This window comes from Nonomuraea sp. bgisy101 (genome assembly GCF_057708945.1).
The window spans coordinates 192,206-218,598 of the sequence record NZ_JBYITD010000018.1 but is presented as its reverse complement, the minus strand read 5'-3'; the positions used below and the strand labels follow the sequence as shown (position 1 = coordinate 218,598).

Here is a 26,393-nt window from a genome sequence, read left to right as displayed (position 1 = left end):
GGGGCTCGTTGCGCGCGGCGGACCCGGGTTGTTCAGGAGGCAGGACCCACCTTGATGGTGGTTCGCAGGCCCTTGTTCGCTTCCTTCACCACGTCGATCCTGGTGTTGGTGTCGGGCGGGATGACGCCCTGCTGGGGGTTGGTGCTGTACCAGTAGACGCCGGTGCGGTCGTTGAAGGAGGAGACCCCCGGCAGCGCCGGGAAGATCGTCTTCGTGCTGTCCTTGTGCAGCGCCACCCGGTCGGTCGGGGTCAGGCCGAAGGCTGAATCGAACACCTGGATCCGGCTGTTGACCTTGGTGTAGTCCTTCCAGAGCAGCGGGACGGCACGGGCGTCGATCGGCAGGATCATGCCCTCGCCGACGTGGTTACGGGTGGCGTTGTCGGTGTAGGCGGTATCCCACAGCCAGATGAGCAGGCCGTCCTGATAGGGGTAGTGCTCGTAGATCTCCCGCCGCGCGGGGTCGTTGGAGAAGCCGGCGCTGTACGGACCGGTCTTGAGGTAGGCGCCGTAACCGGCGTAGCGCCGGTTCTCGGCGATGTAGGCGCGCGGGTGGTCCTTCCTGCCGGTCTTCCCTGTACGGCTGAAGCCCACGGCGGTCCAGCCGTTGTCGCCGGCTTCGACGTCGTCCTGGACGACGCCGGTGATGGAGTCGATGAGGAAACCGTTCTCGACGGTGTTGGTGTCGGTGACGTAGCGGAACCGGAACCGGATCTTCTTGCCCGCGTAGGCGTCCAGGGGAAGGCTGAGGTCGGTCCAGCCGCTGCGGCCGGTGATGCCGGGGACGCCGTCGACGGAGGGAATCGGCTGCCCGCCGACGGTGCCGCCGATCGGAGTCCATGAGGTGCCGTCCTCGGAGACCTCGGCGTAGAGATAGTCGAAGTCCTGCTCGATCTGGTACCAGACCTTGGCGTCGAGCCTGGCCGTCGTCAGCCCGGTGAGGTCGAGTTCGCGGGTGAGCGTCTCGTTGAGGTAGTCGCCCTTGCCGCTCCACCACTGGAAGGACCCCTGGACGGGGTCGACCAGCTCGGTGGTGACCGTGTGCGCCGGCAGGTCGACGATGACGGCCTGCGGATCGGCGGTGTTGTAGGAGCTCACTCCGAGGGTGTGGGTGGAGGCGGTGGCGGCCCTGGCCCTGTCGTGGCTGAGCCAGCCGAGCCGCAGCTTGCTCCACGCGTCCAGGTCCCCAGGGAACTCCCCGGTCTGCCCGTTCTTCGTGCCCAGGTAGGAGCCGCTCGACATGAGCGACCAGAACTCGACGCTGTTGCTGCCGCCGCCGTCGTACAGGTCGGGCAGGCCCAGATCGTGGCCGTACTCGTGGGCGATCAGGCCGACGCCGCTGTTCTCGCCTGCGGTCAGGAACTTGCCGACCCAGAGGCCGGTGTCGCCGATCTGGGTGCCGCCGCGCAGGTTGCCGGCGGGGCCCGTGCGCCCGCGCAGGTTCCAGTAGGCGTCGTGGCTGACCGCCCAGAGCGCGTCGGCGCCCTGCGCGCCCCCGCCCCATGTCTGGTCGACGCCGGAATGGATGACCTGGAATCGGTCGAGGTAGCCGTCGGGCTCGTCGAAGTTCCCGTCGCCGTCGTGGTCGTATCGGTCCCAGACGTCGAAGCTCTTGAGCTCCGCCGTGATGTCCTCGACGCTGCGGCCCTTGGCGCGTTCGACGTCGTACCAGGCGTTGGCGGAGTCCTTGACGAAGTCGAACAGGGGAGTGTCGCAGTCCAGGCCGCTGTCGCAGCGCGGCGTGCCGTACCGGGACTCGTTGTAGGGGACCTTCACCCAGTCGGAGACGTAGCCGTCGATGTCGTAGCGGCCCGAGGACTGCAGCCGGTAGAAGTTGCGCAGCGAGTTGGCGCCTTCGGCGTCGTTGAAGTAGATGTCCTGGTAGTAGGCCCGGTTGAAGTCCCGCTGCCAGAGGGTGTGGTTGTCGTAGCTTCGCTGCGGCCTCGGGATCTGGTTGTGCAGCGGGCCGGGCACGCCGCCGTAGCGGATCTGGCCGGTGTGCAGGGTCTGGTTGTCTATCTTGTCGCCGAACTCGGCGAGGACGGTGAAGATCTTGTCCTTGCGTTCGAGGGCGAGTTCGACGTACCGGTCGCCGATCTTCACCTTGCCGGAAGCTCGCGCGCTCACCTTGGGGTTCGAGAGCACGTGTTCCATGGCCTTGTCGCGTAAGGAACGTTCCTGCACGGCGATCGGGTTGAGGACGTCCTCCTGGTGACGTCCCTCGCCCGGCGGGGTGGCGGTGACCTTCGCGGAGGGGGTGGGCGTCGGTCCCGGATCGGCGGAGGCGAGTCCGGGCAGCGCCGAGGCGCCCAGGACCGTTCCGGCCAGCCCGATGGCGAGCATTGCGGTGAGTTTACGCACGCGGGGGGTTCCTTCCGACATGGGCCGATCTTCGGCCGCACGGGTGGTCGCGCGTAATATGTCACATGTTAATGATCTGGCATAGGGGTGAATGTGAGATGGCCGAGACCCATTGCGCCCGGAGGCTACGAGTCGGTAACGCCACTTGATAGTGCTATTTCACATTATTATGTTACGGGTCACTCAGATCGTTCAAGCGATCCACTTGGGGTGACATATGGCTGGTACCAAGGACGGCGGACACTTACTCGCGCTCGCCACCGCGCTCGTGCTCGGGCTCGCCGCCTGCTCCGGCGGCGGAACTTCGGGTAAGAACGACCCCGCGGGAACCGCGACATCCGGCCAGGGGCCGGTCAAGGGCGGAACCCTCAACATCCTGTCCAACCAGGACTTCGTGCATCTCGATCCCGCTCGCAACTGGACCATGCGGGACATGGGCTTCGGCACCCGGCTCCTCTATCGCACGCTGACCACCTACAAGGCGGGCAGCTCGGAGATCGTGCCCGACCTGGCCACCGACCTCGGCACGCCCTCCGAGGGGGGCAAGGTCTGGACGTTCACGCTGAAGGACGGCGTGAAATACGAGGACGGAACGCCCATCAAGGCCCAGGACGTCAAATACAATGTTGAACGTTCATTTTCTCCGGAGCTTCCCGGCGGCCCGAACTACGCGATCCTCTACCTTGCGGGAGGAGAGAAGTACAAGGGCCCGCTCAAGGGCGAGCACCTGTCCTCGATCGAGACCCCGGACGACAAGACGATCGTCTTCAAGCTCAAACGCCCGGTCGCGGAATTCGGCCAGACGGTGACGCTGCCGACGTTCGCGCCGGTGCCGCAGGCGCAGGACAAGGGCGTCGACTACGACAGCCGCCCCTTCTCCTCGGGCCCTTACAAGATCGAGAAGTATCAGCGCAAGACCGAACTGATCCTGGTCCGCAACGAGCACTGGGACCCCGCCACCGACGAGGTGCGCAAGGCCTATCCCGACAGGATCGTCGTCAAGCAGACAGTGGGCGGCGGGACCATCGACACCCGGCTCATCGCCGACCAGGGTGCTGACCGCTCGGCGGTGGGCTACGTCGACGTCGCACTCGCGAGCCTGCCCAAGGTCCTGTCCAACCCGCAGGTTCAGAAGCGGATGGTCAGCTCGATGGACGGCTGCACGGGCATGCTGTACCTGAACACCTCGCGTGCGCCCTTCGACAACCCGAAGGTCCGCATGGCCGTGCAGTACGCCGTCGACAAGGAGGCGCTGCAGACGGCGTCGGGCGGCCCCCAGATCACCGAGATCGCGGGCGCGATCCTGCCGCCGGGCCTCACCGGCGGCGTGAAGCGCGACATCCTGCGCATCCCGCCGACCGGAGACGTCGAGAAGGCGAAGTCCCTGCTCGCCGAGGCCGGAGTCACCGGCGGCCTGAAGATCAGGCTGGTGACGTCCAACGGTGCCAAGCCCGGAGCGGAGGCACTCCAGACCGCGCTCAAGCGGGTCGGCATCGACATGCAGATCGACCTGGTGGAGGCCTCGGCCGTCGGCGGCATCACCAGTGACCCCACCAAGGCGCCGGACATCCAGATCGGTGGCTGGTGCCCCGACTACCCCTCGGGCTCGACCTTCCTGCCGATCATCTTCGACGGCCGCACGATCACCGAGAACTCCAGCGGCGGCAACAACTCCTTCTTCAAGGACAAGGAGGTCATGGCCAAGATCGATGAGATCAACGCGATGGCCGACGCCGAGGCCGCGAACAAGGCATGGCTCGACCTCGAGGACCTGATCATGTCGAAGTCGCCCGCCGTGCCGTACCAGTGGGCCAAGCAGAACAACCTGTACGGCTCGAACGTCGCGGGCGCCGTAGGCCACCCCATCTGGGAGGGCAACCCCGATCTCGGCGTGATCGGCCTGAAGAACCCGAGCCTTTCCCGGTAACGGGCCCTCCCACCAAGAGGACACGCATGAAGACTCCGCTCGACGCAGCGGAGACGGCCGGGGCGGCGGACTCCGCCACCCCGGCAGGGCGTTCCCCATGGGGGCTCGTCCTTGACCGTCTCCGCGCGAACCGTGCCGCGATGACCGGCCTCGGTATCGTGACCTTCTTCCTTGTCGTCGCCCTGGCGGCCCCGCTGATCACCGCGCTGAGCGGCTGGGATCCCGCCCAGCCGGACAAGACCGCCATCGACGCCAACCTCGCCGGGATCCCCCGGGGGGCTCTGGGCGGGATCGGCGCCGAGCACTGGTTCGGCGTCGAGCCGGTCAGCGGCAGGGACATCTTCAGCCGGATCGTCCAGGGCGCCCGGGTCTCCCTGCTCATCGCCTTCACCAGCGCGGCGGTCGTGGTGGTGCTCGGCACGTTCTTCGGCATCGCGGCCGGCTACTTCGGCGGCTGGGTCGACACGGTGATCAGCCGGCTCATCGACCTGCTGATGTCCTTCCCCGGTCTCATCTTCATGATCGCCATCATGTCGGTGACTCCGGACGCCAACCGGATCGTCCTGCTCATCGCCGTGATCGGGTTCTTCAGCTGGCCCGGAATCGCGCGCATCGTCAGGGGCGAGACGCTCTCGGTCAAACGACGTGAGTTCGTGGACGCGGCGAGGACGAGCGGCGCCCGCGATCACCGGATCCTGCTGAAGGAGATCCTGCCCAACGTCTCAGGGCCGATCATCGCCTACGTGACGCTGCTCGTCCCCGGGCTGATCAGCGCCGAGGCGGCGCTGTCCTTCCTCGGCATCGGCATCCGGCCGCCGACGCCCTCGTGGGGGGAGATGCTCTCCAACGCGGTGACGTACTACCAGGTCGACCCGATGTACTTCGTCATCCCCAGCCTGTGCCTGTTCCTCGTCGTCCTGGGATTCAGCCTGCTGGGTGACGGGCTCAGGGACGCCATCGACCCCAAAGGCGCCCGCAAATGATCATTTACCTCGCGCGCCGGCTGGCCGCGGTCGCCGGCGTCCTGCTGGTGATCTGCGCGGTGACCTTCGCCATCTTCTACCTGCTGCCCACCGACCCGGCCGTCACCGCCTGCGGCAAGAGCTGCTCTCCCGAGCGGATCGCCGAGATCCGCAACCAGATGGGCCTGGACCGGCCGCTTCCCACCCAGTTCTACGACTATGTGACGGGCATCTTCGCCGGGCGGACCCTGGGCACCGGCCAGTACGCGATCGCATGCGGCTTTCCCTGCCTCGGCTACTCCTGGCAGAGCGGGCAGCCGGTCTGGGACCTCCTCCTGGAGAGCCTGCCCGTGACCTTCTCCCTGGCCGTCGGCGCCGCCACACTCTGGTTGATCGGCGGGCTGGGCGTCGGCGTCGTATCGGCCCTGCGCAAGGACACCCTGCTGGACCGGACGCTGGTCGTGTCGACCGTCGCCGCGGCGGCCCTGCCCATCTACTTCGTCGGGCCGATGCTCCTCTACGTGGTGGTCCAGGTGCTCCAGCTGATGCCGTACCCGGGCTACACCCCGTTCGGTGAGGGCCCCCTGACCTGGGCCCAGAACCTGGTGCTCGCCTGGATCGCGCTGGCGGTCCTGTCGGCCGCCATGTACGCCAGGCAGAGCCGCTCCTCCATGATCGAGACGATGGGCGAGCCGTACATCCGCACCGCCCGCTCCAAGGGCCTGCGCGAGCGGACCGTCGTGGTCAAGCACGGGCTCAGGGCCGCGCTCACCCCGATCGTGACCATCTTCGGAATGGACCTCGGCGGACTGATGGGCGGCGCGATCATCACCGAGTCCATCTTCGGCCTGCCCGGTATCGGCAAGCTCACCGTGAACAGCATCACCGCCCAGGACCACCCGGTGGTGCTCGGCACGACGCTGCTCGCCGCGTTCTTCATCGTCATCGCCAACCTGGTCGTGGACCTGCTCTACGGCATCGTGGACCCCAGGGTGAGACATGCTGCTTGAAGTCAAGGGGCTCGGGGTGGCCTTCAGGGGCCTGCGGGCGGTCGACAACGTCGGTTTCCGCCTGGACAAGGGCCGCACGCTCGGCATCGTCGGCGAGTCCGGTTCCGGCAAGTCGGTCACCAGCCTCGCCATCATGGGTCTGCATCGTGAGGCCGAGGTCTCCGGTGAGATCCTGTTCGACGGGCAGCAGCTCGTGGGAGCCCCGCCGGAGAGCCTCCGCAGGCTGCGGGGCCGCCGGATGGCGATGATCTTCCAGGATCCGCTGTCGTCGCTCCACCCTCACTACACCGTGGGCGAGCAGATCGCCGAGGCCCACCGGCTCCACTTCGGGTCCTCGCGCCGGGCCGCGAGGGAACGCGCGATGGAGATGCTCGCCGAGGTCGGCATCGCGTCACCGAAGGATCGGGTGGGCGATTACCCCCATCAGTTCTCCGGAGGCATGCGCCAGCGAGTGATGATCGCGATGGCCCTGGCCTGCGAGCCGGACCTTCTGATCGCGGACGAGCCGACGACCGCACTCGACGTGACCGTGCAGGCCCAGATCCTCGAACTGATCAAGAAGATCCAGGACGACCGCGGGCTCGCGGTCGTCCTGATCACCCACGATCTCGGCGTGGTGGCGCGGGTCGCAGACGAGGTGCTGGTCATGTACGGCGGGCGTGTCGCCGAGCAGGCCTCCGCCGACGAGATCTTCGACAGGTCCAGGCACCCCTACACCCGCGGCCTCCTCGACTCGCTGCCCCGCCTGGACGAGGACGACGACACACCCATGCGCACGATCCCCGGCTCCCCGCCGTCCTTGCTGGCGCCGCCGTCCGGCTGCGCCTTCCATCCCCGATGCCCGCAGCGTATGGAGGTCTGCGAGCGGGACCTGCCGCTCCTCACCCGGACCTCTCCCGGCCACCTCGCCGCCTGTCACCTTGGGAGCGCCTGATGGACGACCTGCTGCGGGTATCCGACCTGCGCAAGAGCTTTCCCCTCACCGTTCCCTTCGCCCGCCGGCGCGACCTCGCGGTACGGGCGGTCGACGGAGTGTCCTTCGAGGTACGGCAGGGCGAGACGCTCGGCCTGGTCGGGGAGTCAGGCTGCGGCAAGTCCACGACTGGCCGCATGATCGTGCGGCTGCTGGAACCCACCGCAGGCTCGATCACCTTCGAGGGCAGGGACATCACCCACGTCAGCCAGGGGGAGATGCGCCCGCTCCGCCGCGACCTTCAGATGATTTTTCAGGATCCGTACTCATCGCTGAACCCCAGGCAGACCGTCGGCCAGATCATCGCGAACCCGCTGATCGTCCAGGGATTCTCAGAGGTGCGCGCGAAGGTGAAGGAACTGCTGGACCTGGTCGGCCTGATCCCCGAGCACATCGACCGCTACCCGCACGAGTTCTCCGGCGGCCAGGCCCAGCGCATCGGCATCGCGCGCGCCCTGGCCACCCGGCCCAAACTCGTCATCGCCGACGAGCCGGTGTCGGCGCTGGACGTCTCCGTACAGGCGCAGATCGTCAACCTGATGGAAGGTCTGCAGCGCGAACTCGGGCTGACCTACGTCTTCATCGCCCACGATCTGTCCGTCGTGCGCCGGGTGAGCGACCGGGTCGCGGTGATGTACCTGGGCCGGATCGTGGAGATCGGGGACAAGCACGAGGTCTATCGGCGTCCCGCTCACCCCTACACGAAGGCCCTGCTCTCGGCCGTGCCCGTGCCCGATCCGAAGATCGAGCGCAACAGGGAGCGCATCGTGCTGCGCGGAGATCTGCCCTCACCGGCGAACCCGCCCGCCGGCTGTACCTTTCATCCCCGCTGCCCGATGGCCGCCCCGCTCTGCGCGCAGGAGGAACCGGTGCTGCGGATCCACGAGAAACGGCAGGTGGCCTGTCACTTTCCCGGATGATGGAGCGCAGGTCCGCCACGCGATGACGGTTGACTGACGTCATCCGATCCGGACGATGCTCTTGCCGCGGGTCGCTCCACCGGCGAGATCGGCGATGGCGGTCTCGACGTCGGCCAGCTCGTGTTCGGCGGTGATGTCGATGCCGACCCTGCCGTCCCCGACCAGCTCCAGCGCGCGGCGTGCGCTGCCGGCGAGCCGCTCGGGATGGGTCCGGCTGAGCAGGTTGCTGTTGTAGGTCAGCATCGAGGTGCCCTGCATCAGCAGATCGTTGGCCGAGACCGAGACGGGCTCGAAGGTGGCGATGTTGCCGTAGACCACGAGCCGGCCGTGCGGCGCCAGGCGTTCCAGGCAGGCCAGCCGCGTCTGGCCGCCGATGGGGTCGAGGATCACATCGAAGTGCTCCCCGTCCAGAGCCTGGGGGAAGTCCTCACGGCTGAGCACCTGGTCATAACCGAGCCGTCGCGCGTAGTCGACCTGCTCCGCATCGCCCACGACGCCGACGACCCGCCCCGCGCCTGCGGCCCTGGCGAACTGCCCCGCGAGCGTGCCGACCCCGCCGGCCGCCGCGTGGATCAGCACGCTCTGGCCCGGTCCGACACCCGCGACTGTGTTGATCAGGTCGTAGGCGGTGGGAGTGACCCAGCCGAACGCGGCGGCGGTCCGCGGGTCCAGGGCGGGCGCCGCGATCGCCAGCACCGAGGAAACGGCAACGACTTCCGCGAAGGCGCCCGAACTGGTCAGTGCGATGACCTGCTCGCCGACGCGTGCCGGATCGACCCCCTCGCCGACCGCGATGATCCGCCCGGCCGCCTCGAAGCCGGGTACGAAGGGACGAGGGGTCGGGAAGTGACCTTCACGCACGAGCACATCCCCCCACTGGACACCCGCGTAGGCGACGCGGATCGCCACCTCCCCGTGCCCGGGGACGGGCTCGGCGATCTCGGTCACGCGGAACTGGTCGTCGGTGGCGAGCACTGCAGCCTTCATCATTCACAACCTTCTTGGTTGACTCAGTATCCTGATACTCGAACGGTAGTGAGTCTCAGGAAGCTGAGCCAAGTGAGGAAGCTGTGACAAACATGGCCGATGTGTCCGCCGAGGAATACCTGTGCACCAGGATCCGCCGCGCCGAACAGGCTCTGATGGCCCATCACGAAGCCGTCCTGCGTACCTATGGGCTCACCATGACCCAGTACACGGTGCTGCTCGCCCTTTCCCGCGATGACGGCATGTCCGGTGCCCAGTTGGCCCGCGCCTGCGGCGTCACCCAGCAGAGCATGGCCACGGTCCTCACCGGCATGCAGGCCAAGGGCCTCATCGACCGGCAGGCGTCGCCCGTGCACGCCAAGGTCATGATCGCCACCCTCGCCGACGCCGGCCGGCACCTCCTCGACGGGGCCTACCAAGAAGTCAACGTGCTCGAGAAGGCCCTCATCGACAAGTTCACCCCCGCTGAGCACAGGCAGTTCGGCGACCTTCTCGATCGAGCCATCGAAACCCTGATCGAACAGACTCCCCGACCTGCCAAGTCGCCATCCCCTCGCCCCCTGCCGACCTGAGTCGAGCCGGGGATAACCGCTGTCCGTTAACGCGCCGGATCCTGTGCGGCCTCGTCCGGCTGCTGCTGGTCCGATATCGAGGTGCCGCCCCACCGGGGCAGCCACTCGAGCATGTCCTCCTGGAGGAAACGCTGGGTCGGGTGTTGTGCCCAGGCGTCGATGATCGGCACGGCTATTTCCCGTTTCTCGTGGGCGGGGTGACGGTCACCAGGCGGTAGCCGAGGTCGAGGGTGCTGGCGCCGAGGAGGTCCCGGTGACGTTCGTGCCAGTGTCCGGTGGCCAGGTCGGTCTCGAGGCGGCGCATCGCGGGCTCGACCAGGCGCGGGTCGAGGGTCGCCAGCGCGGAGACGGCGGCGCGGACGCGGGGGTCGAGATAGTGGTGCGGGCGCCGCCAGTACGCGCCGAGGAATCCGTCGGCGCAGTCGGCGGCCACCCCGACCGGGTCGACGCGTACCCGCGCGCCGTCGCGACGGAACCAGGCGGCGACCAGGTCGAGGGAGGCGAGGTGGGCGTCGGCTTCGGCGATCTCCGGGAGGTACTCCTCGACCAGCCAGAACCGGGCGGTGACGGCGGGGTCCCAGGTGAGGACGACCTGCCGACCGGACACCCGGCGCAGCTCGGCCAGACCGGCCGCCGGGTCGGTCCAGTGGTGGACGGTCAGAACGGCCATCGCGGCGTCGAACGATCGGTCGGGGAAGGGGAGGGACTCGGCGTACCCACGGACGACCGGCGCCGATCCGCGCGGACGCTGGCGCGTCATCACCAGGGACGGCTCGACCGCGGTGACCCTCCGGTCGTGCGGCTCGTAGGAGCCGGTTCCGGCGCCCACGTTGACGACCGTCCTGGCCGGGCCCAGAGCCCGGTTGATCTGGCCGGCGATGCGGGGGTCGGGCCGCCGGTGACGGGCGTAGCCGGCGCCGATCCTCTCGTATGGGTTGGGGTTCACAGATGCCGCCTGAGGTCGGCCATGTCGAGCATGGGCAGGCCCCACCGCAGCGCGGCGATCTCCAGGTCGGCGGCCTTCGCCATCGTTCCGTCGGGGTTCATGACCTCGCAGCACACCCCGACCGGCGCCAGCCCCGCCGCCGCGCACATCGCCACGGTGGCCTCGGTGTGACCGGCGCGCTCGGCGAGCCCGTCCGGGCGCGCGGCCAGCGGGAAGACATGTCCGGGCCGCAGGAAGTCGGACGGCCGGGCCTCGGGGTGGGCCAGGCGGCGTACGGTCGCCGCGCGTTCGGCCGCCGACACGCCGGTGCCAGTCCCGGCGGCCAGGTCGACCGGGACGTGCGGCGCCGTGCCGTGCCGGTCTCCGGGGCCGGGGATGGGCCCGATCTCCAGGCGGTCGAGGATCTCGGGCGCGCACGGCACGGTCGGATGGCCGCACGCCTGGGTGAGCAGGAAGGTGAACGCCTCAGGACGCAGCCGTGCCCCCGCGAACACCACGTCGCCCTCGCCCTCCCGGTCGGGGTCCCAGACCATCACGGCGCCGCCCGACGCGAGTTGCGCCAGCGCCTTCTGCACGCCCCGTCCGCCCGAGACCCGTCCCGCCCAGGGCAGCGCGGCGACCACCTCGGTCACCGCTTGCCCTGGGTCGGACGGCCAGCGGCGCACCAGCCGGGTGAGCAGGTCGGGCTCCAGGTTCACCCGGTCGCCGGCTGACAGCCGCGACAGCGCGGTGGCCTTCAGCGTGGCGGGGATCAGCATCACCGAGAACCGGTCGCGGGACACCTCGGCGACGGTCAGGCTGACGCCGTCGACCGCGATCTGCCCCTTCGCGACGACCAGCGGCAGGAAGCGCTCCGGCGGCTTGATCCACAGCCGTCGGGTGGCGCCCTCGTCGTCGGCTCTCACGACCTTGCCCACGGCGTCCGCGGCGCCCTGCACCAGGTGGCCGCCCAGCGGGTCGCCCACCGCCAAGGGCGTCTCCACGTTGACGCTCGTGCCGGGCAGGAGCTGGTCGAAGGTCGATCTGCGGCGGGTCTCGGCCGTGAGCCTCGCTTCCAGGACGTCGTGCCCGGATGGGACGACCATCAGGCCGACGCCGTTCAGGCAGATCGCGTCATGCGCGCCCGCAGCGGCCTTGGGCGCTTTGACCGCGATGCGAGCCTGGTCGACGGCGACGACCGTGCCGACCTCGTGAATGTGCCCGGTGAACATGCGAGACCACCTCTCGACGAAGAAGAACCAGGGGCCGTGAGCAGACCCGAGAGGTGGCGGGGTGTCACCGCGTGGCCCGGAGTCGCACCGAGTCGTCCCGCCGGAATCAGCGGAACCGGCGGGCTGTCACCGCCGCACCTTGGAATCGCACCAATCTACCTATACCACCCGGCGGCCGTGAAGATCAACGTCCGCCCTTCCCACACGATGAGGGGCCACGACCACTTTCGACGCCGTGCTCCGCCACTTCGATCATGCCGTTGGGGCCGAGATCGAGGCCCGTTACGGCCTGCACGGCCTGCCGCAGATGCGCACCGCCTTCGACCCCGCCCTCATCGGGCCGGCCACCGAGGAGGAGGGGGCCGAGTCAGTGGCAGCGGCCCTGGGCGGGGACGATCGGGCGCGGTGGGCAGTCGCCGAGTTCATCGCCGTGCCGTTCGCCGTGGACGAGGACGTCAGGGCGCTTCTCGAGAACGTGGAGACGGCCGGAGCGCTCGGCATGACCGGGGTCCGCTACCGCACGGTGGCCGACCCCGCCGCCGTGCTGACCTAGCGCTTGAGGAAGGCGGCGAGCAGCGGGTTGACCTGTTCGGGGGCGTCCTCGTGGACGTTGTGCCCGGCGCCGGGGACGACGTGCACCGTGGCGGCGGGGATGCGCCTGCCGTACTCCTCCGCGTAGGAGGCGGGCAGCCACTGGTCGGCTTGGCCCCAGATCACGAGGGTGCGGGCGCGAAGCCGGGTGAGACCGGCGTCCGTGGCGGTGTAATCCTGGGTCCGGACGAGCTGGACGAACGCCTCTCGCCTGTCTGGGCGAGACATCCAGTGCCAGGTCACATCCACGACCTCGGGGGTGACGCGGTCCTGGTGGGCGAAGGCGGTGCGCAGGCTCTTCTCGAAATCGGCGCGGCCCATCAGCTTGACCGCGAGCTCGCCGACGACGGGGATGGAGAACAACGCCGTCTGCGATGCGAGCGGCTTGTCCAGACCGGGGGAGTCGAGCAGCGCGAGCCGGTCAACGCGGTCCGGGTTCTGCTCGGCGTAGTAGAGCGACCAGGCGCCGCCCCAGGAGTGCCCGACCAGGGAGACGGTGGACAGCCCTGCCGCATCCAGGAACGCGCCGAGAGCGCGTGCCATGGCAGGGATGTCGTAGGCGAAATCCCCCTTCACCGTGGTGTAGCCCTGTCCGGGCAGGTCGACGGCGTAAACGGTGTGGTCGCGGGCCAGAGCCGGGATCGTGTCGCGGTAGGAGTAGAGCCACTGCGCACCGCCCGCCACCAGCACCACCGGCGAGCCGCTGCCCGTCTTGCTGTAGTGGAAGCGCGCCAGGGAGGTGTCGAGATAGCTGCCTTCGTACGGCGAGCGGTAGCCGTCCACGGCGGCCGGTTGCCAGCCGTACGCGCCGAACAACGTCACAGCCGCCAGCAACGCGACTATCGCCGCCACCCACCGCGGCCGGCGCCGACGGCGCCGGATGGGCCGCTCGGGAGGGGTCTGAGAGGTCTCTTCAAGATGAACCATGATCGTCCCTGATCGTTGGGAAGCCGTCACACGCCAGGACGGGGCAGGCGACGGGCTTGTGACATCGGCGGCGGTGCTCTGCGTCACACGAGCGGGGGAACCGCGGATGCGCAGCATGCGCCTGAAGGGCCGCGCGACCGCCGCGCTCAAGGCCGGCCGGGCTATCTGGGAGAGGTCTGGGAAGGTCTGGTGGGCGTTGCCGGAGTCGGGCGGGTCAAGAAGACCGTCAACCTCCGACTCCGTCTCAAAATCAAATCTCACTATCTTTAGATTTTGAGATGGCGATAGATGGTCGCTCTGGAGACGTGGAAACGGGCGGCTATCTCCTCCGCGACATGACCTTCGGCGTGAAGGGATCGCGCCTGTGCGATCTGGTCCTCGGTGAGGATGGCGCGTCGTCCGCCGTTCCGGCCTCGGGCGCGTCCGCCCGTCCGGGGTACGGGCGGTGCGTCCAGCAGCGCCCTGGCACCGTCCAGGATCAGGGTTCGCACCCGTTCGGCCGGCTCGTCGCGGAACAGGAGCACCGGATCGGCCAGCCCGGCGACCACCTGGCAAGCCCGCACCCGCTCCTCCAGCCCGCGGCCAGGGCCGGCCACCAGCTCGTTGGCCAGGGTGATCGCGCTGCGGAAGCGGTCGGCGATCGGCGCCTGCACCAGCAGCGTCATGTCCTTGACCAGCATGGTGAGGGTGTGGCGGTGCCGCAGGTGCACATCGACATAGCCCTCGATCGCCCGCCACCGCACCTCCTCGGCGCTGTCGCACGACTCGGCGCCGGCCAGGACCTCCTCCAGTTCGTCCAACAGCGGCACAGTGAGCTGGCGGAGGATCTCCTCTTTGGAGTCGAAGTGGTAATAGAGGGCGGCTTTGGTGATGCCCACCTGGTCGGCGATGGACTGCATGGAGGTGGAGCGGTAGCCGCGGGCGGCGAACAGGGCGCGCGCCGCCTCCAAAATCCGCTGGGGTGTCATGGATCTCACTTACCTACGGTCAGTTGGGTCGCTAGAGTGCTTACCGGCAGTCAGTCTATTTGGCGTGAGGATGATCTGTATGCGTTCCGAGGTGTCCTTCACCGCTGCCGGCGTCCGGTGCGCCGGCTACCTCTACCTGCCCGCCGATCCCGGACCGGCGCCGTGCGTAGTGCTGTGCCACGGTTTCAGCGGGACGATGGACCGGCTCTTCGACTACGCCGAGCGCTTCGCCGCGGCGGGCTTCGCTGCGCTGGTCTTCGACTACCGAGGCTTCGGCGAGAGCGACGGCGAGCCGCGCCAGCTTCCCGACATCGACGGCCAGCTCGTCGATGTCGGCGCCGCCGTGGCCTTCGCCCGCGGGCATGAGCGGGTCGACCCCGACAGGGTGCTGCTGTGGGGCAACTCGCTGGGCGGCGCGCATGCCATCACCGTGGCCGCCGGCGATCCCCGGATCGCGGCCGTGGTGGCGCAGATTCCGTTCAACGGCTTCCCGAAGAAGGTCGAGGGTCGCTCGACTGGTGACACGCTGCGGCTGCTGGGCGCGATCATCTGGGATACGATCCGGGGGAAGCTGGGCCTGCGACCGTATTACATCCCGATGGTGGGAAATCCGGGAGAACTCGCCGTGACCGCGACCCCTGAGGCCGACCGCCATATCGAGACGCTGACCGGTGGGCAGACGTCGACCTTATGGCGCAACAGCGTCGCGCCCAGAGGGCTGCTGACGATGATGCGCTACCGGCCCGCCGGTCCTGCCGCACGCCTGACCTGCCCGCTGCTGGTCTGCGTCGCCGCCGAGGACCGGGAGACTCCGCTGGAAACCACCCGGGAGCTGGCCGAGCGTGCTCCGCGAGGCGAACTGCGCAGCTACCCCGGCACCCACTTCACCTTCTACACCGACCCCAGGTTCCGGGATCGTGTGGTCGCCGACCAGATCGACTTCTACCGCCGCGCATCGGCGAGAGTGTGATCGGTTTGGGGCGGAGTGCTGTGTTGGTCGGGCGTCAGGCTGAACTGTCCGTCATCGACGAATTGCTCGAGCGCCGATCGGGGGTGCTGATCGTGCGCGGCGAGGCGGGCATCGGCAAGTCCGCCCTCCTGGGGCACGCCGCAGCGAAAGCCCAGGCGAGAGTCCTGCGAGTGACCGGCGTGGAGTCCGAGGCCGACCTGCCGTTCGCTGCCTTGCACCGGCTGCTTCGTCCGGTCCTCCACCACGTGAAGTCGTTGCCGGCCCAGCAGGCGGATGCGTTGCGCGGGGCGTTGGGGCTCGGCCGGCCGGCCCGGGGCGACCGCTACCTCGTCGGGCTGGCCACCCTCAGCCTGCTCGTGGAGCTGTCGGTCGAAGGCCCGGTGCTCTGCCTGATCGACGACGCTCACTGGCTGGACGGCGAGTCGGCCGATGCGCTGCTGTTCGCCGCGCGCCGCCTGTACACCGAGCCCGTCATGGTCCTGCTCGCCGCCAGAGAAGCCTTCCCCATGACGGACCTGCCCGAGCTCCGGCCGGGGAAGCTGGAGCCCGGGGCCGCCCGGAAGCTCCTGGCCGAGCAGGCGGCGGACCTGCCGCCCGCCGTCCGCGACCAGCTCGTCGCCGAGGCCCAGGGCAACCCGCTCGCCCTGGTCGAACTGCCCCGCATGCTCACCCCCGAGCAGCGCGCGGGCGCCCTCGTCCCGCTGTTCTTCTCCCTCGGTACGGCAATGCAGGTGACGGATCGGGTGCTGTGCGGCTTCCGTGACAGGATCGCAGCGCTGCCTGAGACCAGCCGCTCCTGCTTGCTGGTGGCGGCCCTGGATCACCGCGACGAGCTCGACGTGCTCGCCCGCGCCGTTGGCGTCCTCGGTGCCTCGCTGGACGACCTCGCCCCGGCCGAGCACGCCGGCCTGGTCCGCGTCACCGCGGCGAGCGTCGTCTTCCATCATCCGCTGGTGCGTAGGGCGGTGCTGCTGGCCTGCGACATCGCCGCCCGGATGGCCGCCCACCGGGCGCTGGCCGAGGCGGTCGACGATGACCGGCGGGCCTGGCACCTGGCCGCCGTCACCCTGCATCCCGACGAGGAGGTGGCCGGGCACCTGGTGGACCTGGCCGTGCGCGCCCGGCTGCGTGGCGGGCAGACGGCGGTGTCGGCGGCCTACGCGCGCGCGGCGGAACTGTCAGTCGAACCCGCGAAAGCCGTACGCCGATGGACGGCAGCAGCCGAGGCCGCGGTGGAGGCGGGCCTGTGGCGTCGCGCGGGTGACCTGGTGGACAAGGCGCTGCGCCTGGCCGAGACGACGACCGCGGAGGGCGCCGTCCAGGCCGAGCTCGCCGCCGTGCGCGCGAAGCTGGCGATCGAAGCCGACCGGCCGCTGGAGGCCGTCCGCCTGCTGCACGAAGGCGCCGAGGCGGCCGACGACATGCCCACCAGGCTGTCGCTGCTCGGCCTGGCCGGCTACTACACCTGGGCCAGCGCCACCCACCCCGACCAGGTGCCCCTGGCTCGCCGTACTGAAGAACTGGCCCCGGACGGTGAGGGGCTCCCCGCCGTGGTGCGTGCGATCAACAAAGCGTTCCGCCTGATTCTCGAGGGCGGCTCGGTGGCCACGCAGGCCCACCTCGCACCGGACCCGGCCGAGCACGTGCCGTCCGAGCTGCGGTTCATCATCGCCTTCCAGGCTCTCCACCGCGCCGACCGGGTCGGCATGCTCACGGATGCGGCCGAGCTCGTCGCGGACTGTCGGGCACAGGGACGGCTGGGACGCATGCCCCAGGTGCTGACGCTTCTCGCCATCGCCCAGCTGCTGGACGGCAGGCACCCTGCCGCGCGCGCGACGGTGGCCGAGGGGATGGCGCTAGCCGCCGACCTGGGTCAGCCGTTCTGGCGTGGCTACCTGGCCGGGGTCCACGCCTGGCTGTCCGCGGTCGCCGGGGCGGAAGAGGAGGTGTCGGCGCTGGCGGATCAGGCGATCCGCGCGGCCGACCACCGCAACTGGATGCCGGGAGCCTGCTGGGCGGAGTGCGCGCGGGTGATCCTCGACTTCGGGCTGGGCCGCTACGACGCCGTGCTCGCCCGGTTGGACCGGACGATGGCAGGTCCCACGCGCCACGCCTTCATCTGGCGCTATTTCTGGCCGGACTACATCGAGGCCGCCGTCCGCGTGGGGGATCCGCAGCGGGCGCGGGACCGCCTGAAGGCGTACGCGGAGTGGGCCGAGGCCACGGGCCGGGCCACGCCGATCGCCGTACTCCATCGGGTTCGCGCGCTGCTGGCCCCGAAGAACGCTGCAGCCGGACTCTACGAGCGGGCCCTGACCCTGCACGCCGAGGAGCAACAGCCCTTCGACGAGGCACGGACCCGGCTGGTCTATGGGGAGTGGCTGCGTCGGCACAGGGGTCGCGCCGAGGCCCGCCCGCAGCTTCTGGCCGCCATGGAGGCGTTCGACCGGCTCGGCGCGGCCCCCTGGTCCGCCCGCGCCGCCGCCGAGCTGCGTGCGGCCGGGTATTCCCTTCCGGACCGTTCCCGCACCGCGGATCCGCTGGCTGTGCTGACTCCGCAGGAACTCCAGGTGGTACGGCTGGCCATCACGGGCGCGTCCAACCGCGAGATCGGCGCGCAGCTGTTCCTGAGCCCGCGTACGGTCGCCTCCCACCTCTACAAAGCCTTCCCCAAGCTGGGCGTCACCTCCCGAGCCGAGCTGGCGCGGCTAACACTCGGCGACAGATGATCGGTCGCGCGGCGACACCGTTCATCCGGTGCCCTCCTCGTGCTGGATCGGCTGCAGGCCCAGAGCGCGAGCGGCGGCCCAGGCGCGCGGGAGACCGAATTCGGCCATGCCTCGAAGCAGGTCGCGCAGGGTCTCGTCGGTGGCCCCCGCGCCCCTGGCCAGCTCGGCGTGCAGGTGCAATGATTCATCCAGGGTCTGGTAGAGGACGTCCACGGCCAGGCAGGCGATCGCCCGCTCGCGGACTGTGAGGCCGGGCCTGGCCCAGCGCTGGGCCAGCTGGTCCTCAGTGAAGGCGGCCAGCCCCGGATCCACCTCCTCCAGCTCACGTACGGCATGCGCCAGCGCACCGTGCAGCGGGACCGGCTCGATCGGCTCGGTGTCCAGTGCCTCGGGCAGCCCGAGCGCGACCAGACGCTGGAAGGCGGGGACGAGGATGGGGTAGCCGACGTAGGGCGCCAGGTGGCGGTAGAGCTCCCGGATCGACTTGGGGTCCACGCCGTTGGCCTGGGCCATCTGCACATGCATGGCCAGGGGCAGGTCCAGGTGGGGATGGCACAGGTCGGCGGTCAGGCAGACGAAGGCCTTCTCGCGCGTCGTCAGGTGGGCCAGGCCCCACAGGTTGTGGCCGGCGCCGACAGCGAGCCTGGCGAAGACGGGATCGAGCGAGATGAGAGCGTCGGCCCCGGCGAGTTGTGTCACGGTGGGCTCCGTTCAGGACAGGCCGAGCGCGCGCAGGCGCAGGCGGTCGAGGGTGTACTGGGGGACGACGCGGCCGAGCGTGCTCATCAGCCGCGACTTCTTGCCGACGGGGTAGCGGGAGCGGGGCTTGCGAGCGGTCAGGGCGTGCAGGACGGCGCGGGCGACCACGTCGGGGCTGGAGCCGGAGCGCTCCTCCTTCAGCCCGCTGGCGACCATGGTGCGGTAGGCAGCGCCGTACAGGCGCCTGCCCTCGGGGCCGAGGGAGGCCAGGCGGGGTTCGACCTCGCCTTCGAGCTTGTCGACGGCGTCGGTATGGATGGAGCCGGGTTCGATGAGAACCGCGGCCACGCCGTACGGCTTGAGCTCCATGCGCAGCGCGTCGTTGAGCGAGCGGATGGCGTGCTTGGAGGAGCACAACGGCCCGCCGAAGGGCAGGGTGATCCAGCTGCCCACCGAGCCGACGGTGACGACGCGGCCCTTCGATGCGCGCAGCTTCGGCAGCATGACCTGGGTGATGGCCACCTGGCCGAAGACGTTGACCTCGTACTGCCGGCGTAGGGCGTCCATGGGCACACATTCCAGGGGGCCGGTGACGCCGATGCCGGCGTTGTTGACCAGGGCGTCGAGGTGGCCGAGGCGTTCGGCGGCGTCGGCGATCTGGCCGGGGTCGGTGACGTCGAGAATGATCGGGGTGACGCCGGAGCCGAGCGCCTCCCCGTCGGCTTCCTTGCGCACCCCGGCGTGGACGGTGAAACCCTCTCGGGCCAGCAGCAGCGCGGTAGCCCGCCCGATTCCGGTGGAGGAGCCGGTCACCAGGACGGTCTTCGACATGAGTATTCCTTCCAAGTCAGGAGTAGGCGTGCAGGAATGTCCAGCTCGGCGAGGGATGGTGCAGGAGCAAGGTCAAACGCGGCGATAGATGATCGGCTGCGCGGCGACGCCGTTGGCCTTGAAGTTGGCCAGCACGAAGCTGCGGAAGGTCGGCCGGAACATCAGGCTGGGCAGGAAGGTCCGCCAGCCCGGCCAGCTCGCATGGTTGACCAGCCCGTAGTCGCAGGACTCGCCTTCCAGCGGCTGCATCAGCGCGGAGTTGGGCAGCGCGGTCTTGGCCTGGAACCAGCCGGCGGTGTACTCCCACACCTTCAGCAGAGTCTCGTGATCGTCGGCGTAGAAGTAGTTGAACAGGAAGCAATGGTCCTGGCTGTGATCCACGTCGCCGAGCCGTCCGGCGTTGGCGGCGACGATCTCGTGGGTACGGCGTGCCGCGGCGCCCATGGCCTTGGCGATCTCCCTGTAGGTGACGTTCTCCCTCAGTGCCTGCGCGGCCTCCACGGACGCCGTGCGGAACAGCACGACGATGTCATAGCGTGCCGGCCGGATTCCGCGGGCGGCCAGCAACTCGTCGCCCTCGCCGGGTGTGCGCAGGACAGCGCGGAACACGTTCGCCTCACACGCCTCGATGCCTGAGGCCAGAGCCTTGAGATCGGCGGCCGTCTGCATGGGAGGAGAGGCGAAGTAGCCGCCGCGCCAGGTGCCGACCTCGCCGGCCAGCATGAGGAAGCCATCGCCCGTCTTGGGCAGCACGCGGGCCTTGACGGCCACGTGGCCATTGATCAGCTTCATGTCGTCGACGCTAGTCCGGGACCCTCATTCGCCGCCTCCGTCACGTGACTGATGCTTCTTCCTGTCACACCAGTATGGTGACGGTGATCAGCTCCTGGCCTTGATCCCCGGACAGCGTGATCGACAGCTCCCAAACGCCGTCCATGGTGAACACGTCCTGCGTGGCGACAAAGCTGCCGGGATCGGCTTGGACGGTGCCGACCGGCGGCAGGGCGTGACCCATGCTCGGCATGGCCGCCGCCAGCGTGACCGCCCTTGCTTCGCCCGAGGTCACCCGAACCTCGACACGATCGGCCGGCACTACGGTGACGGTGTAGCGTGTGCCTGCCGCCTGCACGCTCTCTGAGCCGCCCCCGAACCAACGCGCTGTGACGGCGAACAGCACGCCCGCAACCAGCAGGCAGACAGCCGCGTACTTCATCGATCCACCTCCAGGGTGAAGGACCGCGTCAGAAGCCCGCCTCCTTCGAGGTACTGGGCCCAGGCCAGGTAGCGGCCCGGTTCCGGGAGTGTGAGCGTGAAGCGCAGCGCCGAAGCGCTGTCCGCCGTCCCGTGGGCGTGCGCCAGGTGGGCGCCGTCCTGGCTCCTGACGATCAGATGGCCGGGCATGCCCAGCCAGGGCCGGATCGGCCCCTGCGTGCCGATCTCGATGGTCACCGGGCTTCCGGCGACCGGCGCGGCGGGGGTGAGCCGGGGCACGGCGGTCTCCTGGGAGACGGGCCGGGCCGTACCGGAAACCTCGAAGGCGCCGGAGAGGAGCTGCCCGCCGGACTGCTGCCGCTCGATCTCGCTGTGGGCGAGGTAGCGGCCCGGCCGCGGGAGGCTCAGCCGTACCGTCAGCACTCCCGGCGCGGTGCGCAGCGGGTGCAGGTGCCGGAAGACCGCACCATCCTGGCTGGTGATCACGAGATGGGCTGGGGCCTCGTGGTGGACGGCGAGGTCGTCCACTGGCCGTCCAGTCGAGCCGTCGGCCAGGCGCAGGGTCAGGGTGAACTCGGCGCCCGTGGCAGGCCTGGCGGGCTGCGTCGAGAAGCGGCCCTGCGCGTACGGCCGGCCGGGCTCGGCAACGGGCGTGGCGCCCGGCTGCTGGACGGGTGGCAGGTACGGCTTCAGCAGCATCACGACGACCGCGACCGCCGCGGCCGCACTCGCGGCGCCCACCAGGGGACGGGGCATCCTGTTGGCCAGCACGCCGCCCACCAGCAGCAGCCCGAGCGCCAGGACCGCACCGTCACCCACCATCGTCCACCACGCGCTGCCGGGCACCAGCACCCGGAACGGGATGACCGAGACCTCGTCACCGGCGCGAACACGCAGCTCGTACGGGCCGGCGTGGCCGGCCTGCAACACGGCGGGCTCCCGTCCCACGCTCACCGAACCGGTTGACGTGCTCCCGTCGGTCAGCGAGCGCAACTCCAGCTTCAGGCTTATGGGGTGGACGGCTTGGGCGTTCACGAGCAGCGGCGCCGGCGCCTGCGAGACCCCGGCGATCACGAGCGTGACCTCGCCCGCTCCGAAGGTCTGCGTCACCCGCAGGTCCGCTCCGGCCTCCACCCCATGCGCCAGGGCCGGAGCGGTCGGCGACAGCGCCAGCAGCGCTGCGGCGACCAGCGCCATCACGATTGTCGACTTCATGACGGAGACGCTAGGCCGGGGCCCTCGCACAGCGCCTCTGTCAGGTGACTGATCTGCTCAGCACACCCATCAGTCACCTGACCGAGGCGGCCGGCATCGCGATCTTCCTAGGGTTCCGGCCATGACCAAACGACCTGAACCCTATTCGGCGACCGTGATGGCGATTCTGGCCCTCGTCTTCTGCGCCTGGGCCCTGTTCACCCTCCCCGTCCAGGGCGCGGTGATCCTTGTGGTGGCCAGCGTGCTCGGCTGGAGCGGCTGGATCGCCTTCAGCTACACCCGCCCGGTGAAGTCCAGGAAGGTGATCGCCATCTACCTGTGCGCGGTCGGTTTCCAGCTCATCCACATGGCAGAGGAGTACACCGGCGGCTTCCCGCACGAAATCGTCGAGTTGTTCGATTCGCCGCGCGACTGGCCGGAGAATGAGTTCCTCCTGGTCTTCGTCTTCGGGTTCGGCGCGCTCTATTTCTTCGCCGGCGCCGGTGCGCTCTACAGGATCAGGGTGGCCAACTTCTTCCTGTGGTGGTACGCCCTGGGCGCCGGTCTGCTCAACGGCATCGCGCACTTCGTCTTCCCGATCATCAAGGGCGGCTACTTCCCCGGCCTGTACACTGCGGCGGGCCACTTGGTCATGAGCGGGCTGCTGATCTACTTCCTCGTCAAGGAGAACCGTCGGCTCAAGGCCGCGGACCAGGCGTCCGAGCCGCTGCTCGTCAGGTAGGGATGAGCGAAGAACGCCGGCATCGCCGGTGGTTGACCAACCGGACGATGCTCGGCCTCCTGCCGTTGCACGAGTGCACCCTGTACCGGCTTCCGCCCACGCCTGCCACCGATCAGCCGGCCTGCACGGTCAGCAGCCCGCCAGCGGTACGGGCGGCCCGAGCGGCCACTCCGAGGATGCCCGAGGTGATGAACGTGCCGCCCGCGGCGAAGTCGCCCACCACATGCAGGCGCGGGTCGGCGGGGGCCAGGCCGCCTGATGGGTACAGCGCGGCCAGCCCGTCGGTGAGGAGGGACGTGACCAGTTGCTCGGCCGCGCGGGGTACCGTCTGGGGAGGCGGGTTCAGGGCATTGACGACGACGTCGGCGTTCAGGTCGCCGCCGTCGCCTCGCACCCGGAATCCTCTCTCCACCGCCTCGATCTTGCGTACACCCGGGGCCGTGGTGAGCTGCCCGGAGTCGAACAGTCCCAGGAGGGCCGCGGCGTTCACCGGCACCATCGGCGCGGCCACGCTTGTGGCCAGACGGAGGTAGCGGCGAAGCCGTTCGCGGTCGGACTCGGGCAGCAGCCGCCACGCGTACGGGGCGACGGTGTATGCGCTCTGCTGCAGCACGCGCCGCCCGATCCTGGGATCGTCGATGGCGGCCAGTTGCGCCCGTAGCCACCGTACGGGCTCCTCGGACCTGGCCATCAGCAGCTCGGTGGTGAAGCGCGCGAAGTCCTCGCCCTTCTCCGCCAGTTCGGCGCGGAGCAGCCCGGCGAGGTCGTCGAGGGTGACGCCACCGTGCTCACGGCCCAGCGCCTCTACCCGCTCGACGGTCACGTGCCTGGGTCGATAGTCGAGAGGGCGCTGGTAGACGTGGGGGAGCATGCCGGTTCGCGACACCAGCGCAATCCGCCCGGCATGGCCGCGCGCCGCGAGCGACACGGCCACATCGACAGCGGTCAGCCCGCTGCCGATCACGGCGACGTCGGCCCCAGTCTGGATCTGGTCGAGCGTGGACGCCAGGGGATACGGATCGCCCACGAACCCGTGGGCACCGCCCAGGCCATAGTGATCCTGCGGCGTCCCCCCGCCCACGCACAAGACCACCTGGTCGGCCATGTGCTCGTGCCCGTCCTCGGTGTACAGCGCCAGCCGGAGGCCGCGGGAACGGGTCACCGCGACAATCCGGGCGGCGACGACGCGGGTCCGCCAGCCCCGCCCGCGCAGTGTGGCCAGGGCGGTCTCGGCGCTGTCGGCCAGGTACTCGCCGTAGAGCGCACGGGGCACCAGTGGCTGTCCGAACAGGTCGTCCATGTGGGTAGCGGCACGCTCGGCACCCAGCCAGGAGGAGTAGTGCCCGGAGTCCAGGTGGCGGATCGACATGACCGCGGGCGGGACGTTGACCAGCACTCTGTCCAGATCCGGCCCATACGGGCGTCCCCGCCACAGGTGCGCGGACGGCTCGAACACGGTGACCTCTCCGGCCTCCGCTTCGCTGACGGCCAGCGCGTCCAGCAGGCCGACCGCAGCGGCGCCGGCTCCGACGATCGCGATACGCATGACGTTCTCCAGTGTTTCGTGCAAAGGGTCCCTTCGAGTCTCGTGAGGGCTGGAACGAGGCTCCATCCCCCGCTTGCGGGGGAATCGCGAGGAATGACCCCCTCAAACGAGGGGTTGGCGAGGGAGAAGAAAGCGGGCAAGCTAACCGGCGTGCAGCCCTCGGAGGAGCCCATGAGAACGGCTGCACACGCCAGGAGGGTCGATGATTCACCCGCACCGCCACTCCGAGATCCTGTCGGCTGCCGAGCGGGCCGACAACGCGCTGGACCTCTTCAGCCGCGCCTCGGCCAAGCTGAGGCGGCAGATGCCGTTCGACTCGGCCGTGTGGGCGGCCACCGACCCGGAGACGGGTCTGGTCACCGCGCCCATGCTGGTGGAGAACCTCGGCTCCGGAGAAGGGTGCGCCGACTACTGGGAGAGCGAGCTCCTGGAGGAGAACGTCCTGTCGTTCCGTGACCTCGCCCGCGCCGCCGTCCCCGTGGCCGGCCTACGCGCAGCCACCGGCGACCTACCCGAGCGCAGCGCCCGCTTCAGCCGCCTGCTCGGCGGTCAGGGCGTGGACGACGAGTTGCGGGCCGTGCTGCGGACCGGCGACCGGCCGTGGGGCGTGGTGAGCCTCTTCCGCATGCGGGGAGGCCCGGCGTTCGGCCCGCACGAGGTCGCGCTGCTCGCGGGCCTGTCCGGACCACTCGCCGATCGGCTGCGCCGTTTCGCCCGTCCGTCCGAATCAGACGGCGGACCTGGCGCCTCCGCACCCGGCCTGCTGCTCTTCGACGTGTACGGCGAAGCGACGTCGATCAACGAGGAGGCTCGGCGGTATCTCGCTCTGCTGCCGGACGGACCGTCCATCCCGTCGACGCTCGGGCTGAGGCTGCCCATCTGGTTGGTCGGCACGGCTCTGCAGGCGCGGGCCATCGCCCGAGGTCGCGATCGCGGCAGCGCTCGGATTCGCATCCGAACCCTCGACAGGCAGTGGCTGACCTGCCACGCCTCATGCCTGAGCGGTCCCGGTGGGCAGCCAGGTCCGATCGCGCTCGTCATCGAGCCCGCCGCTCCCGGCGACCTGGCGGTCATGATCGCCCAGGCATACGGCCTGACGCCGCGCGAGTTCGAGGTCGCTCAGCTCGTGGCACGGGGCCTGCCCACCACAGAGATCGCAGCGGCCCTGTTCATCTCCCCGCACACCGTTCGCGGTCACCTCAAGGCCGTCTTCGGCAAGGCGGAGATCTCCAGCCGTGGTGAGCTCGTCGGACGGCTGTTCGCCGAACCCTACCGGCCGTAGCCGCCGGAACCTCCCGCCCAAGCCGTAGTGCCACGATGTCTGCCATTGAAGGGGTGACGACCTGCGGCGTACCCCCCTTCCGGCGTACCTGGCCTGCCCCCCTGGAGGGTCGGCGCGTTGTGCTACACCTCCGTCGGGCGCGGTCCGGTTCGTCTTGATCGCTTACGGCAGCTGCCAGAACGGGCCGGTGAGGCCGCATTCATCGAGGAGCCCCTGGTTGTGCTCGCGGCTGTGCGGTTGGAACTCGGGGTCCAGGCGATCGCCGTACCACGGGCCGGCCAGCCGCCACACGGCCGCCGCCTCGGCGATGTAGCCGGTGCCCGGCGCGTTGTCCGTCGTCCACCGCTCGGCGTGACCGCGGTCGCAGAACACGCGGATCATCGTGCAGGTGCTGACCACGTCGTCCCACCACTCCCTGGCAGGCCGGGGGAAGCGGACCACGAGCCCCGCGGGAGGCGGGAGCTGCGGGCCTGCCTGGAAGCTGATCGGAGCTCCGCACTGCGGACAAGCCGTGTCGATACGGACGTCCAGATGAAGGGCGGCGCTGATACCGAAGGAATCCCACGCGCATCCACCCCACCAGCGGCGGTCGTCATGCCCGTCCAGCGGTGTCACGACGAACGCCATCGGCGCAGAGGTGAACGGGTGGGCCATCCGCACCGCATCCCCGTCGGGCGTCAGGACCAGGGCGTGGGCCTCCGCCAGGTCGTGCAAGATCTTCTGGATCGCATCGACAGTGCTCTGCGTTCTGCGCGCCAGCTCGGCCACTGACGGTGCGCGCCCCTCCGAGGCGAACGTCTCATAGACAAGATCGCGCACTCTCCGCGAAACCGG

At 69.5% G+C, this 26,393-nt stretch carries 25 protein-coding genes; 11 read left to right on the top strand and 14 right to left on the bottom strand.

What is annotated here, in order from left to right; translation table 11 throughout:
• Positions 1–32 precede the first annotated feature (32 nt).
• The gene (locus tag AC3EO4_RS31290; RefSeq protein ID WP_431898893.1) at positions 33–2,360 is read right to left on the bottom strand and encodes an immune inhibitor A domain-containing protein; all 2,328 of its coding nucleotides are present in this window, start codon (positions 2,358–2,360) and stop codon (positions 33–35) included.
• 217 nt (positions 2,361–2,577) lie between these two features.
• Here AC3EO4_RS31290 and AC3EO4_RS31285 point away from each other — a divergent pair, with 217 nt between their 5' ends.
• From AC3EO4_RS31285 to AC3EO4_RS31265, 5 genes are read left to right on the top strand one after another with little or no spacing between them, the layout of a single operon-like run.
• Positions 2,578–4,287: an ABC transporter substrate-binding protein gene (locus AC3EO4_RS31285; protein WP_431898892.1), complete on the top strand. Its 1,710-nt coding sequence runs from the start codon at positions 2,578–2,580 to the stop codon at positions 4,285–4,287.
• Positions 4,288–4,313: 26 nt separating this feature from the next.
• Entirely contained in the window at positions 4,314–5,270 is a 957-nt protein-coding gene (locus AC3EO4_RS31280; RefSeq protein ID WP_379576968.1) for an ABC transporter permease, read from the top strand.
• The gene (locus AC3EO4_RS31275; protein WP_379576970.1) at positions 5,267–6,259 is read left to right on the top strand and encodes an ABC transporter permease; all 993 of its coding nucleotides are present in this window, start codon (positions 5,267–5,269) and stop codon (positions 6,257–6,259) included. Before AC3EO4_RS31280 ends, AC3EO4_RS31275 begins: the two co-directional genes overlap by 4 nt.
• Positions 6,249–7,193 (top strand): ABC transporter ATP-binding protein, encoded by a 945-nt coding sequence (locus AC3EO4_RS31270; RefSeq protein WP_379576972.1) that lies wholly within the window; start codon positions 6,249–6,251, stop codon positions 7,191–7,193. The genes AC3EO4_RS31275 and AC3EO4_RS31270 overlap by 11 nt, the downstream gene beginning before the upstream one ends.
• Complete coding sequence (locus AC3EO4_RS31265; RefSeq protein WP_379576974.1) at positions 7,193–8,152, top strand: ABC transporter ATP-binding protein; 960 nt, start codon at positions 7,193–7,195, stop codon at positions 8,150–8,152. The genes AC3EO4_RS31270 and AC3EO4_RS31265 overlap by 1 nt, the downstream gene beginning before the upstream one ends.
• Positions 8,153–8,191: 39 nt before the next feature.
• Here the strand turns inward: AC3EO4_RS31265 and AC3EO4_RS31260 are convergent, their stop codons facing one another.
• Positions 8,192–9,142, bottom strand: a complete 951-nt coding sequence (locus tag AC3EO4_RS31260) for a quinone oxidoreductase family protein (RefSeq protein ID WP_379576976.1) — start codon at positions 9,140–9,142, stop codon at positions 8,192–8,194.
• Between the two features lie 89 nt (positions 9,143–9,231).
• On the opposite strand from AC3EO4_RS31260, the gene AC3EO4_RS31255 reads away from it, so the two are divergent.
• Positions 9,232–9,711 carry a MarR family winged helix-turn-helix transcriptional regulator gene (locus AC3EO4_RS31255; protein ID WP_379576978.1) on the top strand — a complete coding sequence of 160 codons (480 nt, stop codon included), beginning with the start codon at positions 9,232–9,234 and terminating at the stop codon, positions 9,709–9,711.
• Positions 9,712–9,737: 26 nt separating this feature from the next.
• Here AC3EO4_RS31255 and AC3EO4_RS31250 read toward each other — a convergent pair whose 3' ends face one another.
• Genes AC3EO4_RS31250 through AC3EO4_RS31240 form a run of 3 tightly spaced genes read right to left on the bottom strand, consistent with a single transcriptional unit; the run spans position 9,738 to position 11,868 of the window.
• Positions 9,738–9,881 carry a hypothetical protein gene (locus AC3EO4_RS31250; protein ID WP_379576980.1) on the bottom strand — a complete coding sequence of 48 codons (144 nt, stop codon included), beginning with the start codon at positions 9,879–9,881 and terminating at the stop codon, positions 9,738–9,740.
• Positions 9,882–9,883: 2 nt separating this feature from the next.
• Entirely contained in the window at positions 9,884–10,657 is a 774-nt protein-coding gene (locus tag AC3EO4_RS31245; RefSeq protein WP_379576982.1) for a class I SAM-dependent methyltransferase, read from the bottom strand.
• Positions 10,654–11,868: a riboflavin synthase gene (locus AC3EO4_RS31240; protein WP_379576984.1), complete on the bottom strand. Its 1,215-nt coding sequence runs from the start codon at positions 11,866–11,868 to the stop codon at positions 10,654–10,656. The genes AC3EO4_RS31245 and AC3EO4_RS31240 overlap by 4 nt, the downstream gene beginning before the upstream one ends.
• A 235-nt stretch (positions 11,869–12,103) precedes the next feature.
• Here AC3EO4_RS31240 and AC3EO4_RS31235 point away from each other — a divergent pair, with 235 nt between their 5' ends.
• Positions 12,104–12,421 carry a hypothetical protein gene (locus tag AC3EO4_RS31235; protein WP_431898891.1) on the top strand — a complete coding sequence of 106 codons (318 nt, stop codon included), beginning with the start codon at positions 12,104–12,106 and terminating at the stop codon, positions 12,419–12,421.
• Here AC3EO4_RS31235 and AC3EO4_RS31230 read toward each other — a convergent pair.
• Positions 12,418–13,311 carry an alpha/beta fold hydrolase gene (locus tag AC3EO4_RS31230; protein ID WP_379576988.1) on the bottom strand — a complete coding sequence of 298 codons (894 nt, stop codon included), beginning with the start codon at positions 13,309–13,311 and terminating at the stop codon, positions 12,418–12,420. The genes AC3EO4_RS31235 and AC3EO4_RS31230 overlap by 4 nt on opposite strands.
• A gap of 341 nt (positions 13,312–13,652) precedes the next feature.
• Complete coding sequence (locus AC3EO4_RS31225; protein ID WP_431898890.1) at positions 13,653–14,354, bottom strand: TetR family transcriptional regulator; 702 nt, start codon at positions 14,352–14,354, stop codon at positions 13,653–13,655.
• Between the two features lie 79 nt (positions 14,355–14,433).
• Between AC3EO4_RS31225 and AC3EO4_RS31220 the strand changes: the two genes are divergently transcribed.
• Together AC3EO4_RS31220 and AC3EO4_RS31215 are read left to right on the top strand one after the other, a co-directional pair.
• A complete protein-coding gene (locus AC3EO4_RS31220) occupies positions 14,434–15,324 on the top strand; it encodes an alpha/beta hydrolase (protein ID WP_379576992.1) in 891 nt (296 codons plus the stop codon).
• Positions 15,321–18,053 (top strand): helix-turn-helix transcriptional regulator, encoded by a 2,733-nt coding sequence (locus AC3EO4_RS31215; protein WP_431898889.1) that lies wholly within the window; start codon positions 15,321–15,323, stop codon positions 18,051–18,053. Before AC3EO4_RS31220 ends, AC3EO4_RS31215 begins: the two co-directional genes overlap by 4 nt.
• Positions 18,054–18,074: 21 nt before the next feature.
• Here AC3EO4_RS31215 and AC3EO4_RS31210 read toward each other — a convergent pair whose 3' ends face one another.
• The 5 genes from AC3EO4_RS31210 to AC3EO4_RS31190 form a co-directional block, all read right to left on the bottom strand.
• Complete coding sequence (locus tag AC3EO4_RS31210; protein WP_431898888.1) at positions 18,075–18,752, bottom strand: carboxymuconolactone decarboxylase family protein; 678 nt, start codon at positions 18,750–18,752, stop codon at positions 18,075–18,077.
• Positions 18,753–18,764: 12 nt separating this feature from the next.
• On the bottom strand, positions 18,765–19,583 hold the full coding sequence (locus AC3EO4_RS31205; protein ID WP_379576998.1) for an SDR family oxidoreductase: 819 nt from the start codon (positions 19,581–19,583) through the stop codon (positions 18,765–18,767).
• Between the two features lie 72 nt (positions 19,584–19,655).
• Positions 19,656–20,375: a hypothetical protein gene (locus tag AC3EO4_RS31200; protein ID WP_431898887.1), complete on the bottom strand. Its 720-nt coding sequence runs from the start codon at positions 20,373–20,375 to the stop codon at positions 19,656–19,658.
• A 64-nt stretch (positions 20,376–20,439) separates the two neighbouring features.
• Positions 20,440–20,796: a hypothetical protein gene (locus tag AC3EO4_RS31195; protein ID WP_379577002.1), complete on the bottom strand. Its 357-nt coding sequence runs from the start codon at positions 20,794–20,796 to the stop codon at positions 20,440–20,442.
• Entirely contained in the window at positions 20,793–22,010 is a 1,218-nt protein-coding gene (locus AC3EO4_RS31190; RefSeq protein ID WP_379577004.1) for a hypothetical protein, read from the bottom strand. Before AC3EO4_RS31190 ends, AC3EO4_RS31195 begins: the two co-directional genes overlap by 4 nt.
• A gap of 121 nt (positions 22,011–22,131) precedes the next feature.
• Here AC3EO4_RS31190 and AC3EO4_RS31185 point away from each other — a divergent pair, with 121 nt between their 5' ends.
• Entirely contained in the window at positions 22,132–22,731 is a 600-nt protein-coding gene (locus AC3EO4_RS31185; protein WP_431898886.1) for an HXXEE domain-containing protein, read from the top strand.
• Positions 22,732–22,843: 112 nt separating this feature from the next.
• Here AC3EO4_RS31185 and AC3EO4_RS31180 read toward each other — a convergent pair whose 3' ends face one another.
• Complete coding sequence (locus tag AC3EO4_RS31180) at positions 22,844–24,277, bottom strand: FAD/NAD(P)-binding protein (RefSeq protein ID WP_379577008.1); 1,434 nt, start codon at positions 24,275–24,277, stop codon at positions 22,844–22,846.
• Between the two features lie 202 nt (positions 24,278–24,479).
• Between AC3EO4_RS31180 and AC3EO4_RS31175 the strand changes: the two genes are divergently transcribed.
• Positions 24,480–25,559 carry a helix-turn-helix transcriptional regulator gene (locus tag AC3EO4_RS31175; RefSeq protein WP_379577009.1) on the top strand — a complete coding sequence of 360 codons (1,080 nt, stop codon included), beginning with the start codon at positions 24,480–24,482 and terminating at the stop codon, positions 25,557–25,559.
• 162 nt (positions 25,560–25,721) lie between these two features.
• Here the strand turns inward: AC3EO4_RS31175 and AC3EO4_RS31170 are convergent, their stop codons facing one another.
• Positions 25,722–26,378 carry an alkylmercury lyase family protein gene (locus AC3EO4_RS31170; RefSeq protein ID WP_431898885.1) on the bottom strand — a complete coding sequence of 219 codons (657 nt, stop codon included), beginning with the start codon at positions 26,376–26,378 and terminating at the stop codon, positions 25,722–25,724.
• Between the last annotated feature and the right edge of the window lie 15 nt (positions 26,379–26,393).